The following is a 19,804-nucleotide window of genomic DNA, read 5'->3' as shown; positions in this document are numbered from 1 at the left end:
TCATACCAACGAAGGCCGCCCGGGCAACCAGGCGGCCTTTTTTCTGCCGCAAGCGGACGCGACGCGGTGCACGGCCGGAAGGCCATTCTCAAGGGCGGATGCCCAGAAAGCCACCAAATGAAACTGAAACTCGATGCAAATGGCAATGTCGTTGTCCAGGATGGCAAGCCAGTCTACATTCTTGACGACGGCCGCGAAGTTGCGCACGACGCCGCCGCTACCGTAGCGAAGATTTCCAGCCTGAACGGCGAAGCTATGAGCCATCGCCAGGCAAAAGAGGCTGCTGAAGCTGCGCTGAAGCCATTCAAGGATGCTGGTATCGAAGATGCCGCCGCCGCTGCCGCCGCATTGCAAACCATGGCCAACATAAATTCCGGCGACTTGACCACCGCCGCCAAGGTGCAGGAGATCAAGGACGCCGCCACTCGTTCGGCAAATGAGGCGGTTGCTGCGGCGACCCGCGCAGCCGAAGAAAAGCAGCGTACGCTGACCGAGCAGAATACGAAGCTCACCAATGATCTGAACGATCACATCATTGGCGGTTCGTTTGCGAGCTCCAAATTCATTTCCGAGAAACTGGCCATCCCAGCTGACATGGCGCGGACTTTCTTCGGCAGTCGCTTCAAAGTCGATGGCGGCAAGCTGGTTCCGATGGACCAGCAGGGCAACCCCATTTTCTCGTCCACGAATCATGGCAACCATGCTGACTTCGATGAGGCCATCCAAGTGATGGTCGGCCAATACGCCAACAAAGACATGATCCTGAAAGGCAGTGGCGCCTCCGGTGGTGGTGCTGGTGGCGGCAAGAGCGGCGCCGGCGGTGGCAAGGAAATCCCGCGCTCCCAGTTCTTTACCATGGCCCCGCAGGCGCAGGCCGAGGCAATCAAGGGCGGCGCGGTCGTTACCGATTAAGCAGTTGCAACCAATTCATCCAGTCTTCTCAATGAACTATTTTTATGCCTTGCTGATGGATGTCGGCGGGGTGCTTTGGGCTGGATAGCCTATCCGTTCTACAACTCAAACCATCCCGACTGGCTCGCATTACGCGGGCCTTTTTATTCCCGAAAGGCATTAGCAAATGACCATCCTTACCCTTACCGGCCTCATCCCCGACATCTATGCAGCAATGAACGTCATTGCGCGCGAGCAAGTTGGCTTCATCCCGGCCGTGTCGCGCGACTCGACCGCCGAGCGCGCTGCTCTGAACCAGACTGTCCGCTCGCCGGTTGTCGGTGCAATGGCCGCTGAAGACCTGACGCAAGGCGCGTACGCCGAAGACGCTGGCAATCAGACCATCAACTACGTCGACATGACGATCTCGAAGCAGCGCTCCGTTCCGTTCGGCATCAACGGTGATGATACCCAGCGCCTGCAAAGCGCTGGCACTTACGCCAACATCAATCAGCAGCGTATCGCGCAGGCCTTGCGGACGCTGACGAACGAAGTGGAAGCGGACCTGGCCGCCACCAGTATCAAGTTGAGCCGCGCCTATGGCGCTGTGGGCACGATCCCCTTTGGTACCTCGGGCGACTTGTCCGACTTCGCCCAGCCGAAGAAGATCCTGAAAGACAATGGCGCGCCGCTGTCCGACCTGCATATGGTCCTGGGCTCAGCTGCGATGGCGAATATCGAAGGCAAACAGGCCGGCCTGTTCCGCGTGAACGAAGCCGGTACCGACGATCTGCTGCGCCGTGGCGCCGTCAGCGTAGTTCAGGGCTTCGACCTTCATAACTCGGGCGCGATTGGCGACCTGATCGTGGCCGGCAATGCTGCAGCCGCGACGACCAGTAATGCTGGTCACGCCAAAGGCGCGACCGTGATTAACCTGGCTGCGGCAGGCACCGGCGCCTTTCTCGCCGGCGACATCGTGAAATTTGCTGGCGACCCGAGCCAGTACATTCTGGCCGCTGGCGATGCAGATGCATCGAACGGCGGTCAGATTCGCTTGCAAGCGCCGGGCCTGCGCCAGGCGATCCCGGCTGCAGCAACCAGCATCACGCTGATCGCGGCGACCGTGCGCAATGCGTTCTTCCAGCGCGCAGCTCTCCAACTGGCGACCCGCGCGCCTGCCATGCCAGCAGGCGGCGACTCGGCCGATGACGTCATGCTGGTGCCGGATCCGATCTCGGGCATCACCTACGAATTCTGCATCTACAAGCAGAAGCGCCAGGTCCGCTACGAGGTCAACCTGGCGTGGGGTACTGCGGCGCCTAATCCGCACTTGGGCGGCCACCTGATCGGCGGCTAAGCCATTAAACACCCCGGCGGCCAGCACGGCGTCGGGCAACTTGCGAGAATGAAATGACAACCATCAAGATTAAACCAAGCCACTCGAGCCAAGGCGAATTTGTCCTGATCGAGAAGAAAGACTTCGACCCGAGGAAGCACGAGTTGCTGGAAGGCGAAACTCTGGGCGGCGATACCATTGACGGCGCGCCCACCATGACCGAGCTTCTGGCCTGGCGTGAGCAACTGCTGGCGCGCAAGGATCAGTTGGACGACCTGGAACTGTTGCTGAGCCAGCGTAGCGATGATCAAGCCGAACGCGATCAGGCGCTGGCCGCGCGCGAAGATTCTGTCGCCGTGCGCGAGAACGCCAATGAGGCTGAAGCGCAGCGCCTGCGCGAAGTAGCCGCGAGCGTCCGGGTTGCCAAGGACGCTGCCGCTGCACAGGTACAAGTTGCTGCGGTTACGGCCGAAAAGCCAGCCAAGGCCGCCAAGGCGTAACCCCAGGCCGGCACCGCCCCGCGCCGGGGCATTCCATAAACCGCATTCCCGAAAGTCGCTATGCCAACCATCTCCGCCGGCGGCACGCCGCAAACCATCACGCTGCCTGTTGGCCAGGTCCTGAACGTCACTGGCGGAGCCGGCACTTCCGGGGTGGTGTACCGCCTCGATCCAGTGCTGGGCGGCACGAACTCGCTGCAATCGTGGGCAGTCGGCCCTGGCGCGCTGTTGCCTATCGGGCCATATACAGGTGCACAGCGCTTTTTGGTAACGTGCACTACAGGGTCTGTGAGTGCCGGAAATCAGGTCGCAGCCCTGACTGCTGTGCGACAGGCCACCGATGTGGGCGGATTCAACGGCTCGCGAGGGCCGCTTCAGGTGGGTGACGTCAAATTGCTGCCATCTGGCCAGCCGACCGGGATCCTGCGCAGCCTGAAAAACGCGGGTCGCTTGGTTGCCAATTTCAGCGCCGGCATGTGGATGGTGGCAGGCGGCACGCCACCACTTACTCAGGGATACACTGGCTATGACGCCGCAGGCAATATCACAGGCGTCACCAGCCGTACCGGCCAGGCCGAAATGCTGCAGTGGTCGCCAACGTTGGCGACCACGCACGAAATCAAATTGACAGCGTTCGCCACTGGCGCGCGCGTCAAGGACCTGAAAGGGCGAATCGGCCTGTGGGTCTACATCGACAACCTTCCAGGCTACGAGCCAGGCGGCACGCCGACCGGTTCCATCGGCATGACGCTTACCACGGACGCCGGCGCAGCGAACACCAACGCCCTGACGGTCGGATTCAACAGCAACCAGGTCAGGGAGGGCTGGAATTTTCTCAAATTCGTGATGCGCGACCCTGCCGCCTACATGGCTGGTTCCGGTGTAACCGAATATCACCCGTTCGGTGTGCTGGCTGGCGCGTACGGCACGGGTGCCGCCGCCAATATCCGCGACGCGGCAATTACCGGCATGAAGATCGACCTGTCTGGCATGGCGGGCGCCAACATCTACTTCGACTCGATCTGGACCGATTTCGATTCGCAGGCGCAGATCGTGCTGGGCACGGATTCCGTGGGCACGGATATGCCAACGTACTACCTGCCGATCTTCGACGCCTACAACTGGAAAGGGTATGTCGCTGTACCCAAAAGAATATGGACCAGCGGTGACAAAGTAGTGACGGACTGGACCGGCGTGAATCCATGGCTGAAATTGGCCTACGACGCCGGTTGGGAATGCATCAATCATTCAACCAACCACTTGGGCGGCGCTGATGCGACAGGCACCATCACGTCACCGTCGGCCATTGCATACGAGGTTGTGCCGGTCACTGCGCTGTATCTCAATTCCGGTATGACGCGCGGCCTGGAGTTCTACGCGTCACCGCAGTCGTCCACCAGCCGTCTTTCCGAAAAGGTGATCAAGGGCACGGGCATCAAAATGCAGCGGCACGCTCGCAAGATCAATATCACGGTTACCCCATGGGGAATCGATAACCCGCACCACGTGGGTGCTTGCGACTGGGGCAGTGCTACGGCGGGCGGCATCTCGAAGATCACGGCCGGAGTGACCGGCTCGATCGCGGGCTGGCAGAAGGCCAGCCAGATCAACCGCATGACCGACGTCATCATCGCCTACGGTGATACCTGGTTCCCGTTCTGGCATGGCGTCAGCGGCCTGGGCGACACTGGCAGCGGCGAAGATGCTACAGGTGACAATCTGCTGCTGATGAAATCGGCATTTGAGAAAGCCTGCGCTTACATCCGCCAGCAGCAGCTGGCCGGGAAGGTGCGCATGTGTGATGGCTTCACAGGTTTTTACTACGGAACGGGGCAGTGATGAAAATTGACGATATCGCATGGCGCGACTACTGCTGCGGCGATGCCTGCCAGTATGCCGAAGTGAAGACGGGCACGGGCACTTTGCAGATCAAGACCAGCCACGACGAGAACGATCTGTCCTATTTGGTACGGCGCTATGGCCCGGACAATATGCCAGTTGACCCGGGCTATGTACCGATGACCGAAGCGCAGTTGTCCATCGCGTTGGGAGCCTGATATGCCTATCGTAATTGAAACTGGCGCAGGGCTGGGCGATGCCGAAACCTACGCCAGCATCGCGGCGGCAGATGCTCGTTGTGCCAGTTTGGGCAAGAGCGCCTGGATGGCGCTGGCCGAGGCTGACAAGGAGATCGCGCTGCGCAAGGCTATGCTGTTCATGGCAACCTACCGCGCGCGCTGGGCCGGCCGTCGGGTGCATCAGCAGCAGGCTCTGGACTGGCCGCGCTATGGAGTGGCAGTCGATGGCTTCCCCGTGCCCAGCACCATCGTGCCTGCGGAGGTGGTCAATGCCTGTATCGACCTGGCCGTGCGTGCTGGCCGCGGCGAGGATCTGCTGCCGGACCTCGATACCGGCTCTAACGCGATCAAAAAAGACAAGACCGGCCCGCTCGAAACAGAATACTTCCAGAGCACTACTGATGCGCGTGAGCGCTTCGTGGCGGTAGACGCGCTCTTGGCGCCTTACATCGGCGCGGCCGGTGGCAGCAATTCGATCAAGGTGACACGAGCATGAGCGCATACCCCGCAGTGAAGATCGATGGCTGTTTCGTCGCTGATAACACATACAGTTCCGATGGGAAGGTATGGACCGTCACAAACCTGATCGCGCGCGCCATGAATTTGGAGCCGTTCGACCTGCCACTGGCGGCGATTTACTCCGGCAGCGAGGTCTGGACCCCTGTTGGATCGGCCTACGGGATCGCGCATCACGTGCGGCGCGCATTGGACGTTGACACCAGCCATCCGATCATCATGTGCCAGCAAGGCTTCATCATGGATGGCTGGCATCGTGTGCTGCGCGCGCTGATCGACGGCAAGACCACGATCAAGGCTGTGCGCTTTGCCGAGACGCCGCCATATGACTACTTGAAAGTGCCATAGCCTATGACCGACTACGCCAAAACTGCCGCCCGCGCCGATCAGTCGCTGCGCCGCAAGGGCGGCATCGTGGTGCTGCGTCAGATCGTGACTGGTGAATACGACCCTGACCTGGGTACGGCGCCCAGCACCCCCACCGACTATGAAGGCACGGGCGTCAAGATCAACTACGAGGCCGAGAACATCGACGGCACGCTGATCCAGGCGGGCGACCAGCAGCTGCTGCTGTCGCCGCTGCAGCGCAACGGCGCGCCGATGCCGGCGCCGACTGCGGCCGACCTGGTGCTGTTCGGCGGAGCCAGTTACACGGTGAAGGCTGTCGAAACTACAGCGCCGGTCGACGTGGCCGTGCTGCACACGCTGCAACTCAGGGGGCTTTGATGGCCGGTATGTCATTTTCCATGCAGATCGCCGAGTTTATCGCGAAGACGAAGGCTAATAAGGATCTGGTGGTGCGCGCTGTCACCATGAAGGTCGACAACAAGCTGGTGCAGCGCTCGCCGGTAGGTGATGCCAAGTTCTGGAAGCACAAACCGCCACCCGGCTACACCGGGGGCCGCTTCCGCGCCAACTGGCAACTGTCCATCGGCTCCCCGGCTGCAGGCGTGCGCGACCTGATCGACAAGGACGGTAGCGCCACAATAGCTGCCCACGGTAGCACGATCAACACGGCGAAGGCGGGCGACGTGATCTTCCTTGTGAATAATTTGCCCTATGCCCGTCGCATCGAGGAGGGCTGGTCCCGCCAGGCGCCTGTTGGCGTGGTTGCCCTGACGGTCGTGGAATTCCGCAACATTGTGGATGACGCTGTGAACGGTGCACGCAATGGAACCACTGCAAGCGAGTTTGCGCAGGGCTATTCGACCTATAAATTATGAGCCAACCAACAATACGCGCGGCACTGGAGGCGGCCCTGGCCAGCCTCGCGCCGGGCATCGACACAGCATGGCAGAACATGCCGTATAAACCGGTTGTCGACCGACCTTACCAGGCTGCCTACCTGCTGCCGGCTGAGCCAAACAACTATTCTATGGGCGACGGCGCCCGCCAGGAGCGCGGCATCTTCCAGGTCAGCTTGCTGTATCCGCCAGGGCAGGGCACCGCGGCGGCCGGTGCGCGCGCCGAAATGATCGCGGCGCTGTTCAAGCGGGGCGCAAGCTTCACGAAGGGCGATGTGACCGTGCAGATCGAGCGCACGCCTGAAATCGCGGACGGCCGCGAGGACGGCGACCGTTGGATGGTCCCTGTCAAGGTCCGGTACTTCTGCAACCTGTAACTCGCATCACCCCACACAGATCGCCTCGGCGGTCTTTTTTTTCGACCAAAGAAAGGCAATCAACACCATGACCACTGCAAACGGCATCGACAGCCTGCTCGTTATCGGCAAGCAACCAGCGGAAGGCACGAAGTCCCTGGCCGCCGCCGGCCGCCTCTACCCGCGCGTGACGGCGACGTTCGACACGGACGCTGACAAGTACTCGAGCAACGAGATTGACCCCAGCCAGCAGCAGAGCGACACGCGCCTGGGCAACTTCCGCACCTCCGGCGCAATCAAGGGCGAGGCCAGCTGCGGCACCTACGCCGTGCTGCTGGCCGCGCTGCTGCGCCGTGACTTCACGGCCGGCGGCACCACCGCGGCGCAAAATACCATCGCATCGAGCGCAACGGGTCTGACGCGCAGCGCTGGCTCCTGGCTGGCCGACGGCCACCGCGCCGGTACCGTGGTGCGCATCGGCGGCTTCCTGACCACCGGCGCCGCCAACAACGGCAAGAACTTCTTCGTCACCTCGGCCACGGCGCTGAAGCTGACGGGGCAGTTCATGGATGGCAGCGCCATGACGGTGAAGGTAGAAGCCGATCCGGTGACCGTGACTGCGACTGGCAAGCGCAGCTTCACGCCGCTGACCGGGCACACGACGGACTGGTTCACTGCGGAAGTTCAGGATCCGGGCATCGCCGTGAATCGTTGCTTCATCGACCAACTGGTGAGCAAGGTCGATATCGCCGTTCAGCCGAACGGCATCACGAGCATGGACTTCACCCTGATGGGCAAGCTGGAAGGCCCGACGACGCCGGCGGCGTATTTCGCGGCGCCAGCGTCCACGCCCGGTACCGGCAAGTTCTCCGGCGCCACCGCAATGCTGTCGGTGGCGGGCATCCCGTCGCAGATCTGCACCGGCATGTCGCTGTCGCTGGATGGCCAGGTCAAGATCGATCCCGTGATCGGCTCCAAGTTCGCCACGGCCGCCTCGCGCGGCAAGGTGCTGGGCAGTGGCCAGTTCACGGTGTTGATGCAGGACTCGGCATACATTGACTACTTCAAACAGGAAGTCGAACTGTCGCTGGCCTATGCCATGGCGGCCAGCACGGCGCCGCTTGCCGAGGTGATGTCGATCGCCATGGGCCGCATCAAGATCACTTCGGCGAAAGTCGATGATGGCGAGAAAAACAAGATCGTCACGTGCGCTTTCGACATCCTGCGCTACCAAGGCGCCGACGCGCAGCACGAGGCCACGACCGTGGCCTTCCAGGACACAAGCCTGTAACCCTCCTGCCCGGCCGCGCGCCGGGCTTTCTTTTTGGCCCAAGCCAACCCCAGCACCGGCTGGTCGCTGTCGCCTTCGTGGGCGCGGCGGCCGGCACGGGCATTGTCTATTACCCACGAAAGGTATTACCCATGAACACCACCCAAACATCCCTGAACGCCGCTCAAGCCCTGGCCGTCGTCGGTTTCGATATCGCCAACCTGTCCGCGCCAGCCGCGCGCGTGACCTTCGACGTGCCCGTGATCTTCGACGTCGACGGCGAGCCTGTAGCCGGTATCCGCATCGTCGGCAAGAACTCCGACGAGTACCGCAAGGAAAGCCACGCCGTGCGCGCCGAAGGCTACAAGAAGTCGGCCAAGCGCAAGACCGCCATCGATGCCTCGACGGACGAAGGTGCGGATCAGCTGGTGCACGTCATCGATGACAACCAGAAGCGCCTGGCGCTGGCCGTGGCCGTCGACTGGTACGGCTTCACCAGCAACGGCGCGGCAGTGCCGTTCGACAAGGCGCTGATCGCCACGGCGTTCGAAAAATACCCTACCTGGCAGGATCGCGTCACGGCCGCCCTGGAAAACGACGCCAATTTTTTGAAGGTCTGACCCAGGCGCTGCTGCTGTACGCCGATCACCTGTTTGATCGAGCGTCAGTAGCCGGCGATGGCAATGCCAAGGGCGATCACTTGGATACTGCCCGGCAGAACCCGCTCTACCGGGCGCCCGAGGCCCCAGCGCTGCCGCAGTTGCCGCCCGAGCTGGCCTATATCTGGATCTGGTTCACCCAGTTGAACCAGAAGCGCCAATGCGGCATGGCCGTGAACGCGCTCACCAGCGCTGAAATACTGGCCTGGCAGGCGCGCCACGGTGTCCGCTTCGATCCGTTCGAAGAGGGCGTGATCGATCGCCTCGATGCGCTGTTTATTTATCACCAAAACACGAAGGCCAACCCCTGATTTGCCATAAGTTTCGAGTGATCGGGGTGGGTGACAATGCGGCTCTGCATCGATAGGATGGCCGTGTGCTTACCACAAGCATCAAAAAGTCGTGCGAACCGTTCCGCATGACTTTGTTGTGTCAGGTGTGTATTGTTGTTGGGTGGCGAGCGAGAAGGGTGGGGCAATAAAGGAAAGGGTACCCCCAAGGCTGGGGTACCCTTTGTATTTCACCAAATATCGTTTTGGACGGTATTTGATTTGGATTGCACAATCCAAATCAACGCATTTTTTTATCCGCTGGCTTATTTGCAAGATCAAGCATTGTGCCGGTAACTTCAGCGCTTGCCTCGTAATCACCGTGCTCAAGCGTCTCTGCCAATGCTTCGATCAGAAGTATTTGCTCAAGTCTGTCCGGATTGCCCGACTTGGCAAGGCTGGCCATCATTTTTAAATATTTGCCCAGTAAGGAAATAAGGCCGTTTTGCATTTCTATCGTTTTTAAGGATATTTGCACAGAGGGCGTCGCGAAGGTCGACATCAGTCGTTCGACAATTTCGGAATTCAGACTTCTGCCTGAGAAGGCTGCAGCGGCCTCAAGCTGCGCTTTCAGCTCAGCTTGCATTCTAATGTTTACTTGGGGGTCTGTGCGCGCCATAAAAATCCAAAAAATAATCTTGAAGTTGTGCTACTACGGTGCTAGTATAAGCACCGTAGTAGCACAGATGTTATCACAACGCAGTCAAGGGGAGTCCAATGAGCGCGCAGCAAAAAGTCAATCCATTCGGCCTTCGAATGCCTGATGATCTGAAAAAGTGGGTTGTGGAGGCCGCAGCAAACGATCACCGCAGTACCAACAACTTTATCGTAGCGTGCCTCGAAAATTTGCGCGCTCAGAAGCGTCCCGAGCAACGCGATGTACAGTAAAGTAAAAAGCCCCGAACGCAATCTTGGCGGATCGCTCGGGGCTCATGTCAACCAATACGAAAGGGTTTACGCGATGGATAGTACTACATTGAGGGTTGATACTCAAGCATGGAGTTTTTGCGGTAGCGCAGCTCAAATCAGCAAAAAAAATTGCCCGAAGGTAGGCTTGTTTGACATGGGTTACATATATGTGGCGCAGCTGTCTACGGGGTGGGTGAAGGTTGGACGTACAATTGACCCATCTGAGCGCCTCAAAGCAATTCTTCGAGGACTCCGATCCACCAAGATAACCATTCAAAGGGTTGCTGTGACTCAGCCTCACGTCAACGTGGTTGAGAACGAAAAAATAGTTCTCAGTGCATTGAAAGATGCAGAAAGTGACGGCGAGTTCTTCTGCGTATCCTATGATGGTGTCATTGATCTCGTTGCGGCCCTTGACCTCAAGATGCGGCGAACTGCAGCCGAGATGCGCGAAATAAAGTTGCGGCGAGATGCCACCTACAATGCATTCAATACTGGTTTCGGCACTCGTGAAGGGAGTCTGAAATGAAGGCGATCACTCTCAGCTTCCAAGGTGCCCTGATTAAGCCTGTTGTTCGTGGTCGACAAATCTGGCTGCGTATTTCTCAGATCGAAGATATGCTCGGTTACGCGTCGAAGGGCGCGGCATTAATGAAGCTCTACAACAGCCACGCCGATGAATTCACAGATAGCATGACGCGCCTGATGAAGCTCAGCACCCCAGGCGGCAAACAGACCTTGCGAGTGTTTAGTCTCCGCGGTGCGCACTTGTTGGCCATGTTTGCCCGAACGCCGATTGCCAAGGCTTTCCGGGTATGGGTGCTCAACATCCTGGATGCCGAGATCGAGCGGCAGCGCCAGGCCGCCGCGCCTGCCCGTATCGGCGGCGATCAGCTGGCCGTGCTGAAAGAGATTTGCCAACGTCGTGTTATGGAAAAGGTCAACGAGATTCCCGACATGATGAATCGCGGCAAGGTGATCGAACCTACTTTCCGCAATATGACTTCGGCTCTACTGCGCAAGTTTAATGTCGAGGCCATTGAAGATTTGCGCGCCGATCAGTTTCCGATTGCCCGTGAATTCATGGAAGCCGTTCCCGCTAGCTGGGAAATCGTTGACGAAGAGCAGGTGCAACCGGCCAACTATCACTATCCTATTGCGGCAGCCGATCCGCATGACCGAGACGAGCGCTTCGGTGACGGCATGCTGTCGCCGAAGGTTCTGATGGACCCGCGTAATCGCGCCCTGGAGGTTGAATTGCTGGACCAGTTGGCGCGCGATGGCCATGACGTTTCGGGCGCTCGCATTCGCGTTACGGCGATGAGTGAGGGCCTGGCTCGCTATCTTCGCGCTCAGAAGCGGATGGACAATTGGCAGCAACGCCTTACTGCCTTGGTTGATGAATTGGAAGCCTACAAGCGCGAGCAGGGGGTGGGCGTGCTGTTTGGACGGCCGCCGAATCTGAATAGCCCGCTGGAGCGCGAGGCTTACGGCCATCAACTCGTGGCGATGGGAGTTCCGGCATGAGCGGACCAATCCGCGATTTCGAGCCCACCATGTCCAGCTTAGAAATGGTGGAATTTATCAATGCTGATCGCAAGGAGCAGGCGAAAGAAGGGAAGCCCTTTGCTAAGCTGGACCATGCAGACCTTATAAAGAAGGTCCCTCGCGTACTCGGCAAGGACGCCGGAAAATTTTCCGGCGTCTATCGCGGCGGCAATGGCCAGGACCGGCCATGCTTTTACTTCCCAAAGCGCGAAGCGTGCTTGATGGCTATGAGCTACAGCTACCAGTTGCAGGCCAAGGTTTGGGATAGAATGGTCGCCCTGGAAGCCGAGCTATCCCGTGCGAGGCTGAGCGGCCACCGCGACCGGCTGCCGCTGCATCATGCGGCCCTGAATTTGGTCAGCCACACTGGCATGCTGTTCTCAGCTGCCCACAAGATCAACAACGCTATCGCAGGCACCAAGCATTACCGCGACATGACGTTGGAGCGACTGGATAAAGCGATCCCCATTTGTGAGCGAATTGGCGACGGAAGCGCAACACCTCATGACCGAGCGTTGCTGGAAAAGGGGATGCGCGAGGTTTTTGGAGAAGAGCTTCAACTGAAGCTGAACCTGGATGATCCGCCTGATAAGCTGGAATGAGTGATTTGAAATAAAAAGCAGCCGCCCGCAGAAATGCCGGCCGCTATTGGCGCTGGTGTAAGATTGCCTCCTTGAAAACAGGAGGACGTGTGAGGCAACTTTTCTTTGCATTTATGGTAGGTGGTTTATGTCTTGGCAGCGCTACGGCGTCTCCAAGTGATGGCTATTGCCTGATGGTCGGGGAATTAGCTGAGTCTAATGCCCGAGTGATGGAGGCGGGCGGCACCGAGCAAGATATCAAGGACTATCGAAAAAAGAATGCGCCAAAGCGGACCAAGATGCCGACCGATGAAGAAATAAAGAAAGAGTTGGCGAACGAGCGATTATTCGAAAACGTTGCAAGACATGTATTTACCGTCAAGTTAGATTCAAAGAGCGCTCGCTTGATAGGCTACAAAAAATGCCTAGCAGGAGATTTTAGCTATTAGTTTGGGCAGACAAATCTGACTCATGCGACCGCAGCCACCTTAGGGTGGCTTTTTTTGCGACTTCAGCCCGCCTTGAGCGGGTTTTTTTATAGGTGACCTATGCCAGATATTGCTGAACTTGGCCTTTCAATCGATACCCGGCAGCTGGAGCAAGGTGCTCAGGCGATGGATCGACTTGGTGCGGCGAGTGAAGGCGTCGAGAAGAAGGTTGATAGCGCGACCACGGCCATCGACAAACTTGGCAAAGCCAGTGCTGACGCGAAGGGGAAAACCGCTGAAGGCGCTGCGGCCGTGGACGCCATCGGCGAGGCCGGCGCGCGCTTGGTGCCAAAAGTCGATGCAGCGACCACCTCCATCGACGCCATGGGCGCCACCACTACCCGCATTCGAACAGTCTTCCTCGGCGGCAGCAATACGCTCGACGGCTTCATGGGCTCATCGATGGGCGTTTGGCGCAGCAGCGAGGCCGCCGCCGCCGGGATTGATAGCCTGGGCGCCGCGACGGAGCGTACGTGGAAAAAGCAGGCCGATTACAACGGCGCCATGAACGACACCTCTCGCATCATGCGCCAAGCCGCTGAAGCCGCGCGCACGCTCGAAGAGTCGAATCACAAGATGCTGGTGCAGCTACAGCGCGAGATTGACACCTTCGGCCTGGCGCGTGGAGAACTAGAGCGCTATCGCGCCGCCGAATTGGGCCTGGGCAGCGCAGCTCAGACCAAGGCGGCAGCCCTGGGCAATAGCATCGATGCGATGCACCGCGAAGAGCGGGCTGCTCGCGATGCTGCCGGTGCGCAGGACCGCGCCGCCCAGGCAGGTGATCGCTTTATCAAAAGCCTGCAAGACCAGGTTGCCACGCTAGGCATGACGACCCAGCAGCTACAAACCTACCGTGCAGCCCAGTTGGGCGTATCCGATGCCGCTTCACCACTGATCAATAAGCTGGCCGAGGCCGGCGCCGGCGCGAAGTCGGCGGGCGGCCACATGGAGGGCCTGAGTTTTCAATCGGCGAGCGCTAAGCGCGAACTGCTGGTGCTCGCCCATGAGCTGAGCCAGGGGCAATTCCAGCGTTTCGGCGGGTCGATGATGGTGCTAGGTGAGCAGACCGGCGCTGCGGGCCTGCTGTTCAGCGCCGCCGGCCTGGCTGCACTGGCCTTTGTGGGCGCACTGGGCACGGTTGCCTACGCCATGATTAAAGGCGCCAGCGAGCAGCGCGAAATGAATAATGCCCTGATCTCGACCAATAACTATGCCGGCGTGACCAGCGACAGGTTGAACGAGATGGCACATGCGGCAACTGAGGCTGGCGGGAGTATTCGTGAGGCAAAGAAGGTCGTCACGGAACTGGCCGGTACAGGCAAATTTACGGGCGACCAGATTGCTTACATCTCCGATGCGATCATCGCGCTTGAGCATGCGGGCAGCAGTACCATTAAGAAAACCATCGCTGAATTCGAATCTCTGGCCGTACAAATGACGGGCAATGGTGCGCGCTCGACGGAAGCTATTACTCGTGCTGCACTGAAGCTTGACGACACTTATCACTTTTTGACCATCGAAGTTTTTGCGCATATTCGCGCCTTGGAAAAAGAAGGGGAGCAAAAGGCAGCATCCGCTCTGGCAACAGAAGAATTTGCAAAGGCAACAAAAGACGGTGCCGAGAAGATGGTAAAAAATCTCGGATCGGTGGCAACCGCTTGGCATGGTGTCACCGAGGCTATTGGCGAGGCTATGTCGGCAATCGGTGACTTCGCCAAGAAAGGTTCGTTAGCCAAGGATGTGGACGCTTACAGTTTCCGCCTGAGTCACTTCGACCAGCAACTGGAAGAAAGTAACGTTCGCCTTGGTCGAGCGCCTGGAACCATCTCGCCAGAAATGGATGCGACGCGCACTAAAATTGTCCTGGGATTAACGGCAGCTGTTGAAAAACTGAATATTGCCGAAGCCCAAGCTATTGCGCAGGGCGATGAGCACCAGAAAAAATCAGCTCTGATGCATGACATGCAACGCATGCAAGCCGCTGACGATAAGCGCAAAGAAGAGTCGCTTGGACGGCTGAATGTCGAACTGGAGAAAAACCGGAGGACTGAGCAAGGGCTCATCGATTTGAAATCGAATGATCCGCTTATTCAAGCGATGATCACGCCGGAAGCCATCGAGGCGCGCCGCCTTGCCACCATCAAGGAATTCTCCAAAAAGCCCACCGCAACGAAGGTCAATCAGGTCGAGAACACCGAAATGGCGGATCGCTTGGCGCGCGTCCAGGATGATGTCAATGCGGAAAAGGCCATGATTGACCAACTGGCCAAATATAACGAGATGTTCCACAACGCCGGTCGCTTGGGAGATGAGGAGTATTTTAAAAACAAGCGCGATTATGCAAAAGCTACCGCCGCCGAGGAAATTGGCGGCTACACGGTACAGATTGCCGCTTTGCGCGCGCATCACAGTGCAACGGAAGCTGAGGCTGCAAGACATGCCAAGCAGATCAATGACCTGATCGGCAAGCGCGCGGCTGCCGAGGCGCAATCGGATAGGGCAATCCAGTTGCTCAACGCAGAAGAAATGCTGCGCAAGGAGGCCATCGGTGAGGCATCTGATGCAGCCATCAACAAATATATTTCCGGCTTGAACCAGGAAGCGCAAAAAATCGAAGAAGCAAACCACGGACGCGAAGTCTCGCGTGGCTCCATCGAGCGCGAGGCGGTGGCGCAGCTTGACCTGGCCATCGCATACCAGAAGCAGTTCATGGCCGGCCAAGCCGCAGCTGGTGCGACGGACCTGGAGTTGGCGCAAGCACCTGCAATCCTGAAGTATCTGGAAGACCAGCGTGCGGCGCGCTTGCGCCTGGCCCAAGGGCTGGACGCGCAAAGCGACGCTAAGCACATGGAAAACCTCGCCAACCAGGCCATCAAGGACTGGGACCGCGCTGGCAAATCTATTGCTGACAGCCTGTCCGCGGCATTCGGCAGCGGCGGCAAGGCCATCGGCCAAATGTTCAAGGCCTATAGTGAAGGTGTCGCAGGGCAATTACGTGCGCAGAAGGAGCTGCGCGAGGCCAAGAAACTGAGCGACGACAACCCGGACAAGATCGATGCTATCAACCAGGCACACCTCTCCGGCACCACCGCGCAACTGAAGTCTTACGCGGATATGACCACGGCGGCTCAGGGCTTTTTCAGCGAGGGCTCAAAAGGCTACCAAGCAATGGCGGCTGCCTCGCAGGTAATGCATGCCGCAGAAGTGGCATTGACGGTTGTCAAGGGTATTAATGCCGTGCTGACGCAAGGGGAGGGCGATCCTTACTCGGCCTTTGCCCGAATGGCGGCCATGGCGGCAATTGTTGCTGGGCTCGGCGTCGCCATCGGCGGCGTCAGCGGTGGCTCGGACACGACCGTCAAGGACCGCCAGGCTGCCATTGGCACGGGATCTATTCTAGGCGATAGCAAGGCTGCCTCCGAATCGATTGCCAAGTCCCTGGGTCTGGTTGAGGGAAATACCTATCGTGACATGCAAATCAGCAGTGCCATGCTCTCGTCATTGCGCAATATCGAGAGCAATATCGGCAACTTGGGCGCGCTGATTGCTCGTACGGATGGGGCTGATGTGGCGGCCAGTGGTGTCGCCACCGGCACCAGCACACTGGGTGGCGCTGTCGGTGCCGCGGCCTTTTCTGGGGCTGGCGCCTATGGCGGTGCACTGTTGGGAGGCGCACTTGCAGGTGTGGCCACGATGGGCACTATGGGTGGCACGCTCACAGCGATGGGGGCAATTGCCGGCCCGTTGGGCATGGCCGCTGGCGCGCTGGTTGGTGCCGTGCTGGGCAAGGCCGTGTCAAAGCTTTTTGGTACCACGGTATCCGTTAAGGATCAGGGCTTGACCGCGAATGCAATGAGCTTGGGCAGGATCGATGATGGAGCGTTTGTGGCGCAGTCCTATGCAGATGTCCAGACGAAAAAGAAGGCTTTTGGTGTCACATATAGCAATAAGAGCGGCATAAAAACCTCTGCTTTGGATGACGACATCAGCAATCAGTTCGGGTTGATCATCACAGGCATGGGGGATACGATTCGCTCGGCAGCAGACATCCTGGGACAGAGTGGCGCAGCCTTCAATGACCGTCTGGACACCTTCGTCGTGGATCTCGGTCTGATCAGCCTGAAAGGCTTGACTGGCGCGGAAGCGCAAACGAAGTTGGAGGCAGCGTTCTCGAAAGTTGGGGATGATATGGCTAAATTTGCGATGGGAAGCCTGAAAGACTTCCAGGCAGCGGGTGAAGGCACGTACGAAACCCTTGTCCGTATCGCAAGTGATTACGCCACTGTTGATGCTGTTTTAGGTTCGTTTAATAAGTCCTTTGGGCAGGTCGGCATGGCCTCTGTAGCAGCCCGCGAGGAACTGTTGAAGTTGTCCGGGGGATTGGATAAATTTACATCCCAGGGCGGCTTTTTTCTGGAGAACTTTTTCACGGATGCTGAAAAGGCGGCAACGCTACGCACCAGTATCAATTCGGTGCTGACGCCTTTGAATCAGGGCGCGAACGTAACCAGTATCGAGCAGTTTAAGCAGTTGGCGTTGGCGCAGGATCTCACCACTGACGCGGGCCGGAAAACCTACGCCTCGATGATGGCGATGAGCCAAGCGTTTGTTGAGCTGATGCGATATGGCGATGAGTTTGGGGTAGTCGCCAAAACTGCAGATGAAATCCTCAGCGAGCGCAAGGACCTTCAGCAGCAGCTCAACGAAATCACCATGAGTTCGGTGCAGTTACTGGACCTGCAGCGTGCTGCCCTTGATGCAAGTAATCGTGCGCTGTTCGATCAGATTCAGGCGGCCAAGGCCGTGGTATCGGCCAAGGATGCACTGGCCAAGGCCTACGAAACGGAATCAGCAGCTGCCAAGACGGCGCTGGAGAAATCGAAGTCGTGGGTGACCACCCTCAACAGCCTGAACGCCAGCATGGCGCTGGGTGCGCAGTCGACGCTGACGCCGGAGCAGAAATACGCCGAGGCACGCGCGCAGTTCGAGAAGACCCTGGCAGCCGCCAATGCCGGCGACACGACAGCGCAATCCGGGCTGTCCGCCGCCGAGCAAGCTTTTCTGACGGCTTCGCAGGTGGTCAACGCTGCGGATGCCCGCTACGCGGCAGATTACGCCCGCGTGGTGGCGGCCAACGATGAAGCGCTCAAGTGGGCCTCGGCGCAAGTCGACGTGCAGCAGGCCAGCCTGGACGCGCTCAAGGCCCAGGTGTCGGGCCTGATCACCATTAACGATAGCGTGCTGACGGTGGCGCAAGCCATTGCCGACCTGCAGGCGGCGATGGGCACAGCGAACGGGCTGGGAGTGCAATTCACCAGTTCACCAGCGGTTGCTGCGCCAGTCGCATTGTCCTCTGCTCCTGCCCCAGTAGTTTTTGATCCCATACGCTATTCGGCTCTTTCAAATGCTGATTCCGATGTGCTGGTCGCTGAAATACGTGCCTTAAATGCGAGACTGGAGGCGCAGACCGCTGAGATAAAAGGCCTGCGCGCCGATCAGGACAAGCAGACAGGCGCCACCATCCAGGCCACCGTCGACTCGAACGCCAGCGCAGCCATGACTGTGGTGGCCGGTGTCGATAAATCCGCCAAGGCGTCCGCCTGGGCAAGAAAAGTAGAGTATTCCCAATGACCGATGCACAATTTTTGGACTGGCTGAAAAGTCCGCTGGCGATCCATATGGTGCTGATCGAGGCCCAGGTCAACGTGGCCGGGCGCGAAGTGACGCGCTACATTTCCTCGCGGCCGTATGTCACCCGTCTGACGGAGGTGCCAGCCAACACCGCCTATCAGCCGCTGGCCACCGGCGGCCTGGTATTTACTGAACAGGTCAGTTTGACGGAAGAAGCGGGCCTATCAGGAGGCGATATCGAGCTGGCCAATCCCGGTGGAGCGCTCGACAGCTGGCTCGGCGACGTGTGGCGCAATCGCTCCATCAAGGCCTGGGCGGGTGATCCGCGCTGGCCGCGCGCCGATTTCCGGCTGGTGTTTGACGGCATCGTGGCCGATATCGGCAGCTCCAGCCGCGAGGTGCTCAACCTGTCCTTGCGCGACAAGCTGCAACGGCTCGACACGCCGATCGCCGAGGCAAAGCTGGGCGGCACTTCGTCCAACAAGGACGCCACCTTGCCCATTCCATTCGGCGAATGCCATAACGTGGCGCCCTTGTTGACCAACCCGGCGACGCTGGAGTACGGCTTCCTGGGCGCCGTGGAGTCGACGTTCGAGGTGCGCACCAACGGCAAGCCGATTGCCGTGGCCCTGAACGACCAGGCGGGCCGCTTCAACCTGACCACGGACCCGTTTTCCACGACGATCACCGCCAGCGTGCAGGGCGATAACGGTGGCGGCTATGCGCCGCGCATCGCGCCACTGGTGCAGCGCATCGCCACCGGCTACGGCAAGGCCGTCGATCGTTTCACGCTGGCGGATTTGGACCTGGCCAATCTGGCCGCGTTCGATACGGCGCACCCGCAGTTGGTGGGGCTGTACGTTTCGGACCGTACGAACCAGGCGCAAGCCATCCAGCAGCTGGCGGCCAGCGTCGGCGCCCAGGCGCTGATGTCGCGCACCGGCCAGCTGCGCCTGGTGCAGATCGCGCTGCCAGCCACCGGCGTGCCAGTGCAGATCGGTCCCGAGAAAATGCGGATCGACTCATTGCACGTGGTGCAGCGTCTGCCGGTGGTCGCCGCCGTCAAGATCGCCTTTGATCGCAATTACACGATTCAGGCCAACCTGACCACCAGCATTCCGCCGGCGCATGCCGACATGTATGCCACGGAATGGATGACGGAAACGGCGGTCGATGAGGTGGTACGGGCACGGTACCGCTTGACGGACGATCCGCCGCAGATCGAAACCTGCCTCAAGGCTGAAGAAGATGCGCGAGCGGAGGCGGCGCGGCGCCTGGCCCTGAACAAGGTGCAGCGCACGATTTATGAATTTGACGGAGAGCCTGAAATGATGATGCTGGAACTGGGGCAGCCCGTGGTGGTGCGTGACGAGCGTTTCGGCTTGCAGGAAGGCGTGCAAGGCGTTGTGGTGCTGCTGTCGCATCATTGGCTGGCCGGCCGCGTGACGGTGGGCGTGCTGGTATGAGC

General features: G+C 59.3%; 21 protein-coding genes. 20 read left to right on the top strand and 1 reads right to left on the bottom strand.

The window, feature by feature from the left end; all coding sequences use genetic code 11:
• Nucleotides 1-117 precede the first annotated feature (117 nt).
• The 13 genes from ACZ92H_RS12950 (at nucleotide 118) to ACZ92H_RS12890 (ending at nucleotide 9,161) form a co-directional block, all read left to right on the top strand.
• Nucleotides 118-912, top strand: a complete 795-nt coding sequence (locus ACZ92H_RS12950) for a DUF6651 domain-containing protein (protein ID WP_465049684.1) — start codon at nucleotides 118-120, stop codon at nucleotides 910-912.
• A 166-nt stretch (nucleotides 913-1,078) separates the two neighbouring features.
• Nucleotides 1,079-2,248: a major capsid protein gene (locus ACZ92H_RS12945; protein WP_465049683.1), complete on the top strand. Its 1,170-nt coding sequence runs from the start codon at nucleotides 1,079-1,081 to the stop codon at nucleotides 2,246-2,248.
• A gap of 53 nt (nucleotides 2,249-2,301) precedes the next feature.
• Entirely contained in the window at nucleotides 2,302-2,727 is a 426-nt protein-coding gene (locus ACZ92H_RS12940) for a hypothetical protein (protein ID WP_465049682.1), read from the top strand.
• A gap of 60 nt (nucleotides 2,728-2,787) precedes the next feature.
• Entirely contained in the window at nucleotides 2,788-4,566 is a 1,779-nt protein-coding gene (locus ACZ92H_RS12935) for a polysaccharide deacetylase family protein (protein ID WP_465049681.1), read from the top strand.
• Entirely contained in the window at nucleotides 4,566-4,784 is a 219-nt protein-coding gene (locus ACZ92H_RS12930; RefSeq protein WP_465049679.1) for a hypothetical protein, read from the top strand. The genes ACZ92H_RS12935 and ACZ92H_RS12930 overlap by 1 nt, the downstream gene beginning before the upstream one ends.
• Before the next feature lies 1 nt (nucleotide 4,785).
• Nucleotides 4,786-5,301 (top strand): DnaT-like ssDNA-binding protein, encoded by a 516-nt coding sequence (locus ACZ92H_RS12925; protein ID WP_465049677.1) that lies wholly within the window; start codon nucleotides 4,786-4,788, stop codon nucleotides 5,299-5,301.
• A complete protein-coding gene (locus ACZ92H_RS12920; protein ID WP_465049675.1) occupies nucleotides 5,298-5,669 on the top strand; it encodes a hypothetical protein in 372 nt (123 codons plus the stop codon). Before ACZ92H_RS12925 ends, ACZ92H_RS12920 begins: the two co-directional genes overlap by 4 nt.
• A 3-nt stretch (nucleotides 5,670-5,672) precedes the next feature.
• Complete coding sequence (locus ACZ92H_RS12915) at nucleotides 5,673-6,047, top strand: hypothetical protein (RefSeq protein WP_465049674.1); 375 nt, start codon at nucleotides 5,673-5,675, stop codon at nucleotides 6,045-6,047.
• 8 nt (nucleotides 6,048-6,055) lie between these two features.
• Nucleotides 6,056-6,544 carry a hypothetical protein gene (locus tag ACZ92H_RS12910; protein ID WP_465049672.1) on the top strand — a complete coding sequence of 163 codons (489 nt, stop codon included), beginning with the start codon at nucleotides 6,056-6,058 and terminating at the stop codon, nucleotides 6,542-6,544.
• Complete coding sequence (locus ACZ92H_RS12905; RefSeq protein ID WP_465049670.1) at nucleotides 6,541-6,942, top strand: phage tail terminator-like protein; 402 nt, start codon at nucleotides 6,541-6,543, stop codon at nucleotides 6,940-6,942. Before ACZ92H_RS12910 ends, ACZ92H_RS12905 begins: the two co-directional genes overlap by 4 nt.
• 67 nt (nucleotides 6,943-7,009) lie before the next feature.
• Entirely contained in the window at nucleotides 7,010-8,212 is a 1,203-nt protein-coding gene (locus ACZ92H_RS12900) for a phage tail tube protein (protein WP_465049668.1), read from the top strand.
• 131 nt (nucleotides 8,213-8,343) lie between these two features.
• A complete protein-coding gene (locus tag ACZ92H_RS12895; RefSeq protein ID WP_465049667.1) occupies nucleotides 8,344-8,811 on the top strand; it encodes a hypothetical protein in 468 nt (155 codons plus the stop codon).
• A gap of 80 nt (nucleotides 8,812-8,891) precedes the next feature.
• The gene (locus tag ACZ92H_RS12890) at nucleotides 8,892-9,161 is read left to right on the top strand and encodes a phage tail assembly chaperone (protein WP_465049665.1); all 270 of its coding nucleotides are present in this window, start codon (nucleotides 8,892-8,894) and stop codon (nucleotides 9,159-9,161) included.
• 259 nt (nucleotides 9,162-9,420) lie between these two features.
• On the opposite strand, the gene ACZ92H_RS12885 is transcribed toward ACZ92H_RS12890, so the two are convergent.
• On the bottom strand, nucleotides 9,421-9,798 hold the full coding sequence (locus ACZ92H_RS12885; protein WP_465049663.1) for an Arc family DNA-binding protein: 378 nt from the start codon (nucleotides 9,796-9,798) through the stop codon (nucleotides 9,421-9,423).
• 98 nt (nucleotides 9,799-9,896) lie between these two features.
• Here ACZ92H_RS12885 and ACZ92H_RS12880 point away from each other — a divergent pair, with 98 nt between their 5' ends.
• The 7 genes from ACZ92H_RS12880 (at nucleotide 9,897) to ACZ92H_RS12850 (ending at nucleotide 19,802) form a co-directional block, all read left to right on the top strand.
• Nucleotides 9,897-10,067 (top strand): Arc family DNA-binding protein, encoded by a 171-nt coding sequence (locus tag ACZ92H_RS12880; RefSeq protein WP_465049662.1) that lies wholly within the window; start codon nucleotides 9,897-9,899, stop codon nucleotides 10,065-10,067.
• Nucleotides 10,057-10,617, top strand: coding sequence for a GIY-YIG nuclease family protein (locus ACZ92H_RS12875; protein WP_465049660.1), 561 nt, complete (start codon nucleotides 10,057-10,059; stop codon nucleotides 10,615-10,617). Before ACZ92H_RS12880 ends, ACZ92H_RS12875 begins: the two co-directional genes overlap by 11 nt.
• On the top strand, nucleotides 10,614-11,615 hold the full coding sequence (locus ACZ92H_RS12870) for a BRO-N domain-containing protein (protein ID WP_465049658.1): 1,002 nt from the start codon (nucleotides 10,614-10,616) through the stop codon (nucleotides 11,613-11,615). Before ACZ92H_RS12875 ends, ACZ92H_RS12870 begins: the two co-directional genes overlap by 4 nt.
• A complete protein-coding gene (locus tag ACZ92H_RS12865) occupies nucleotides 11,612-12,238 on the top strand; it encodes a hypothetical protein (protein ID WP_465049657.1) in 627 nt (208 codons plus the stop codon). Before ACZ92H_RS12870 ends, ACZ92H_RS12865 begins: the two co-directional genes overlap by 4 nt.
• An 89-nt stretch (nucleotides 12,239-12,327) precedes the next feature.
• Nucleotides 12,328-12,666, top strand: coding sequence for a hypothetical protein (locus tag ACZ92H_RS12860; RefSeq protein WP_465049656.1), 339 nt, complete (start codon nucleotides 12,328-12,330; stop codon nucleotides 12,664-12,666).
• Between the two features lie 99 nt (nucleotides 12,667-12,765).
• Nucleotides 12,766-18,336, top strand: a complete 5,571-nt coding sequence (locus ACZ92H_RS12855; protein ID WP_465049655.1) for a phage tail length tape measure family protein — start codon at nucleotides 12,766-12,768, stop codon at nucleotides 18,334-18,336.
• Nucleotides 18,333-19,802, top strand: a complete 1,470-nt coding sequence (locus ACZ92H_RS12850) for a hypothetical protein (RefSeq protein WP_465049654.1) — start codon at nucleotides 18,333-18,335, stop codon at nucleotides 19,800-19,802. The genes ACZ92H_RS12855 and ACZ92H_RS12850 overlap by 4 nt, the downstream gene beginning before the upstream one ends.
• Nucleotides 19,803-19,804 lie beyond the last annotated feature (2 nt).

The sequence above is a fragment of the Janthinobacterium foliorum genome, from assembly GCF_978021625.1.
Note: the sequence above shows the minus strand (reverse complement) of the source record. Positions and strands in the feature narration are given on the sequence as shown.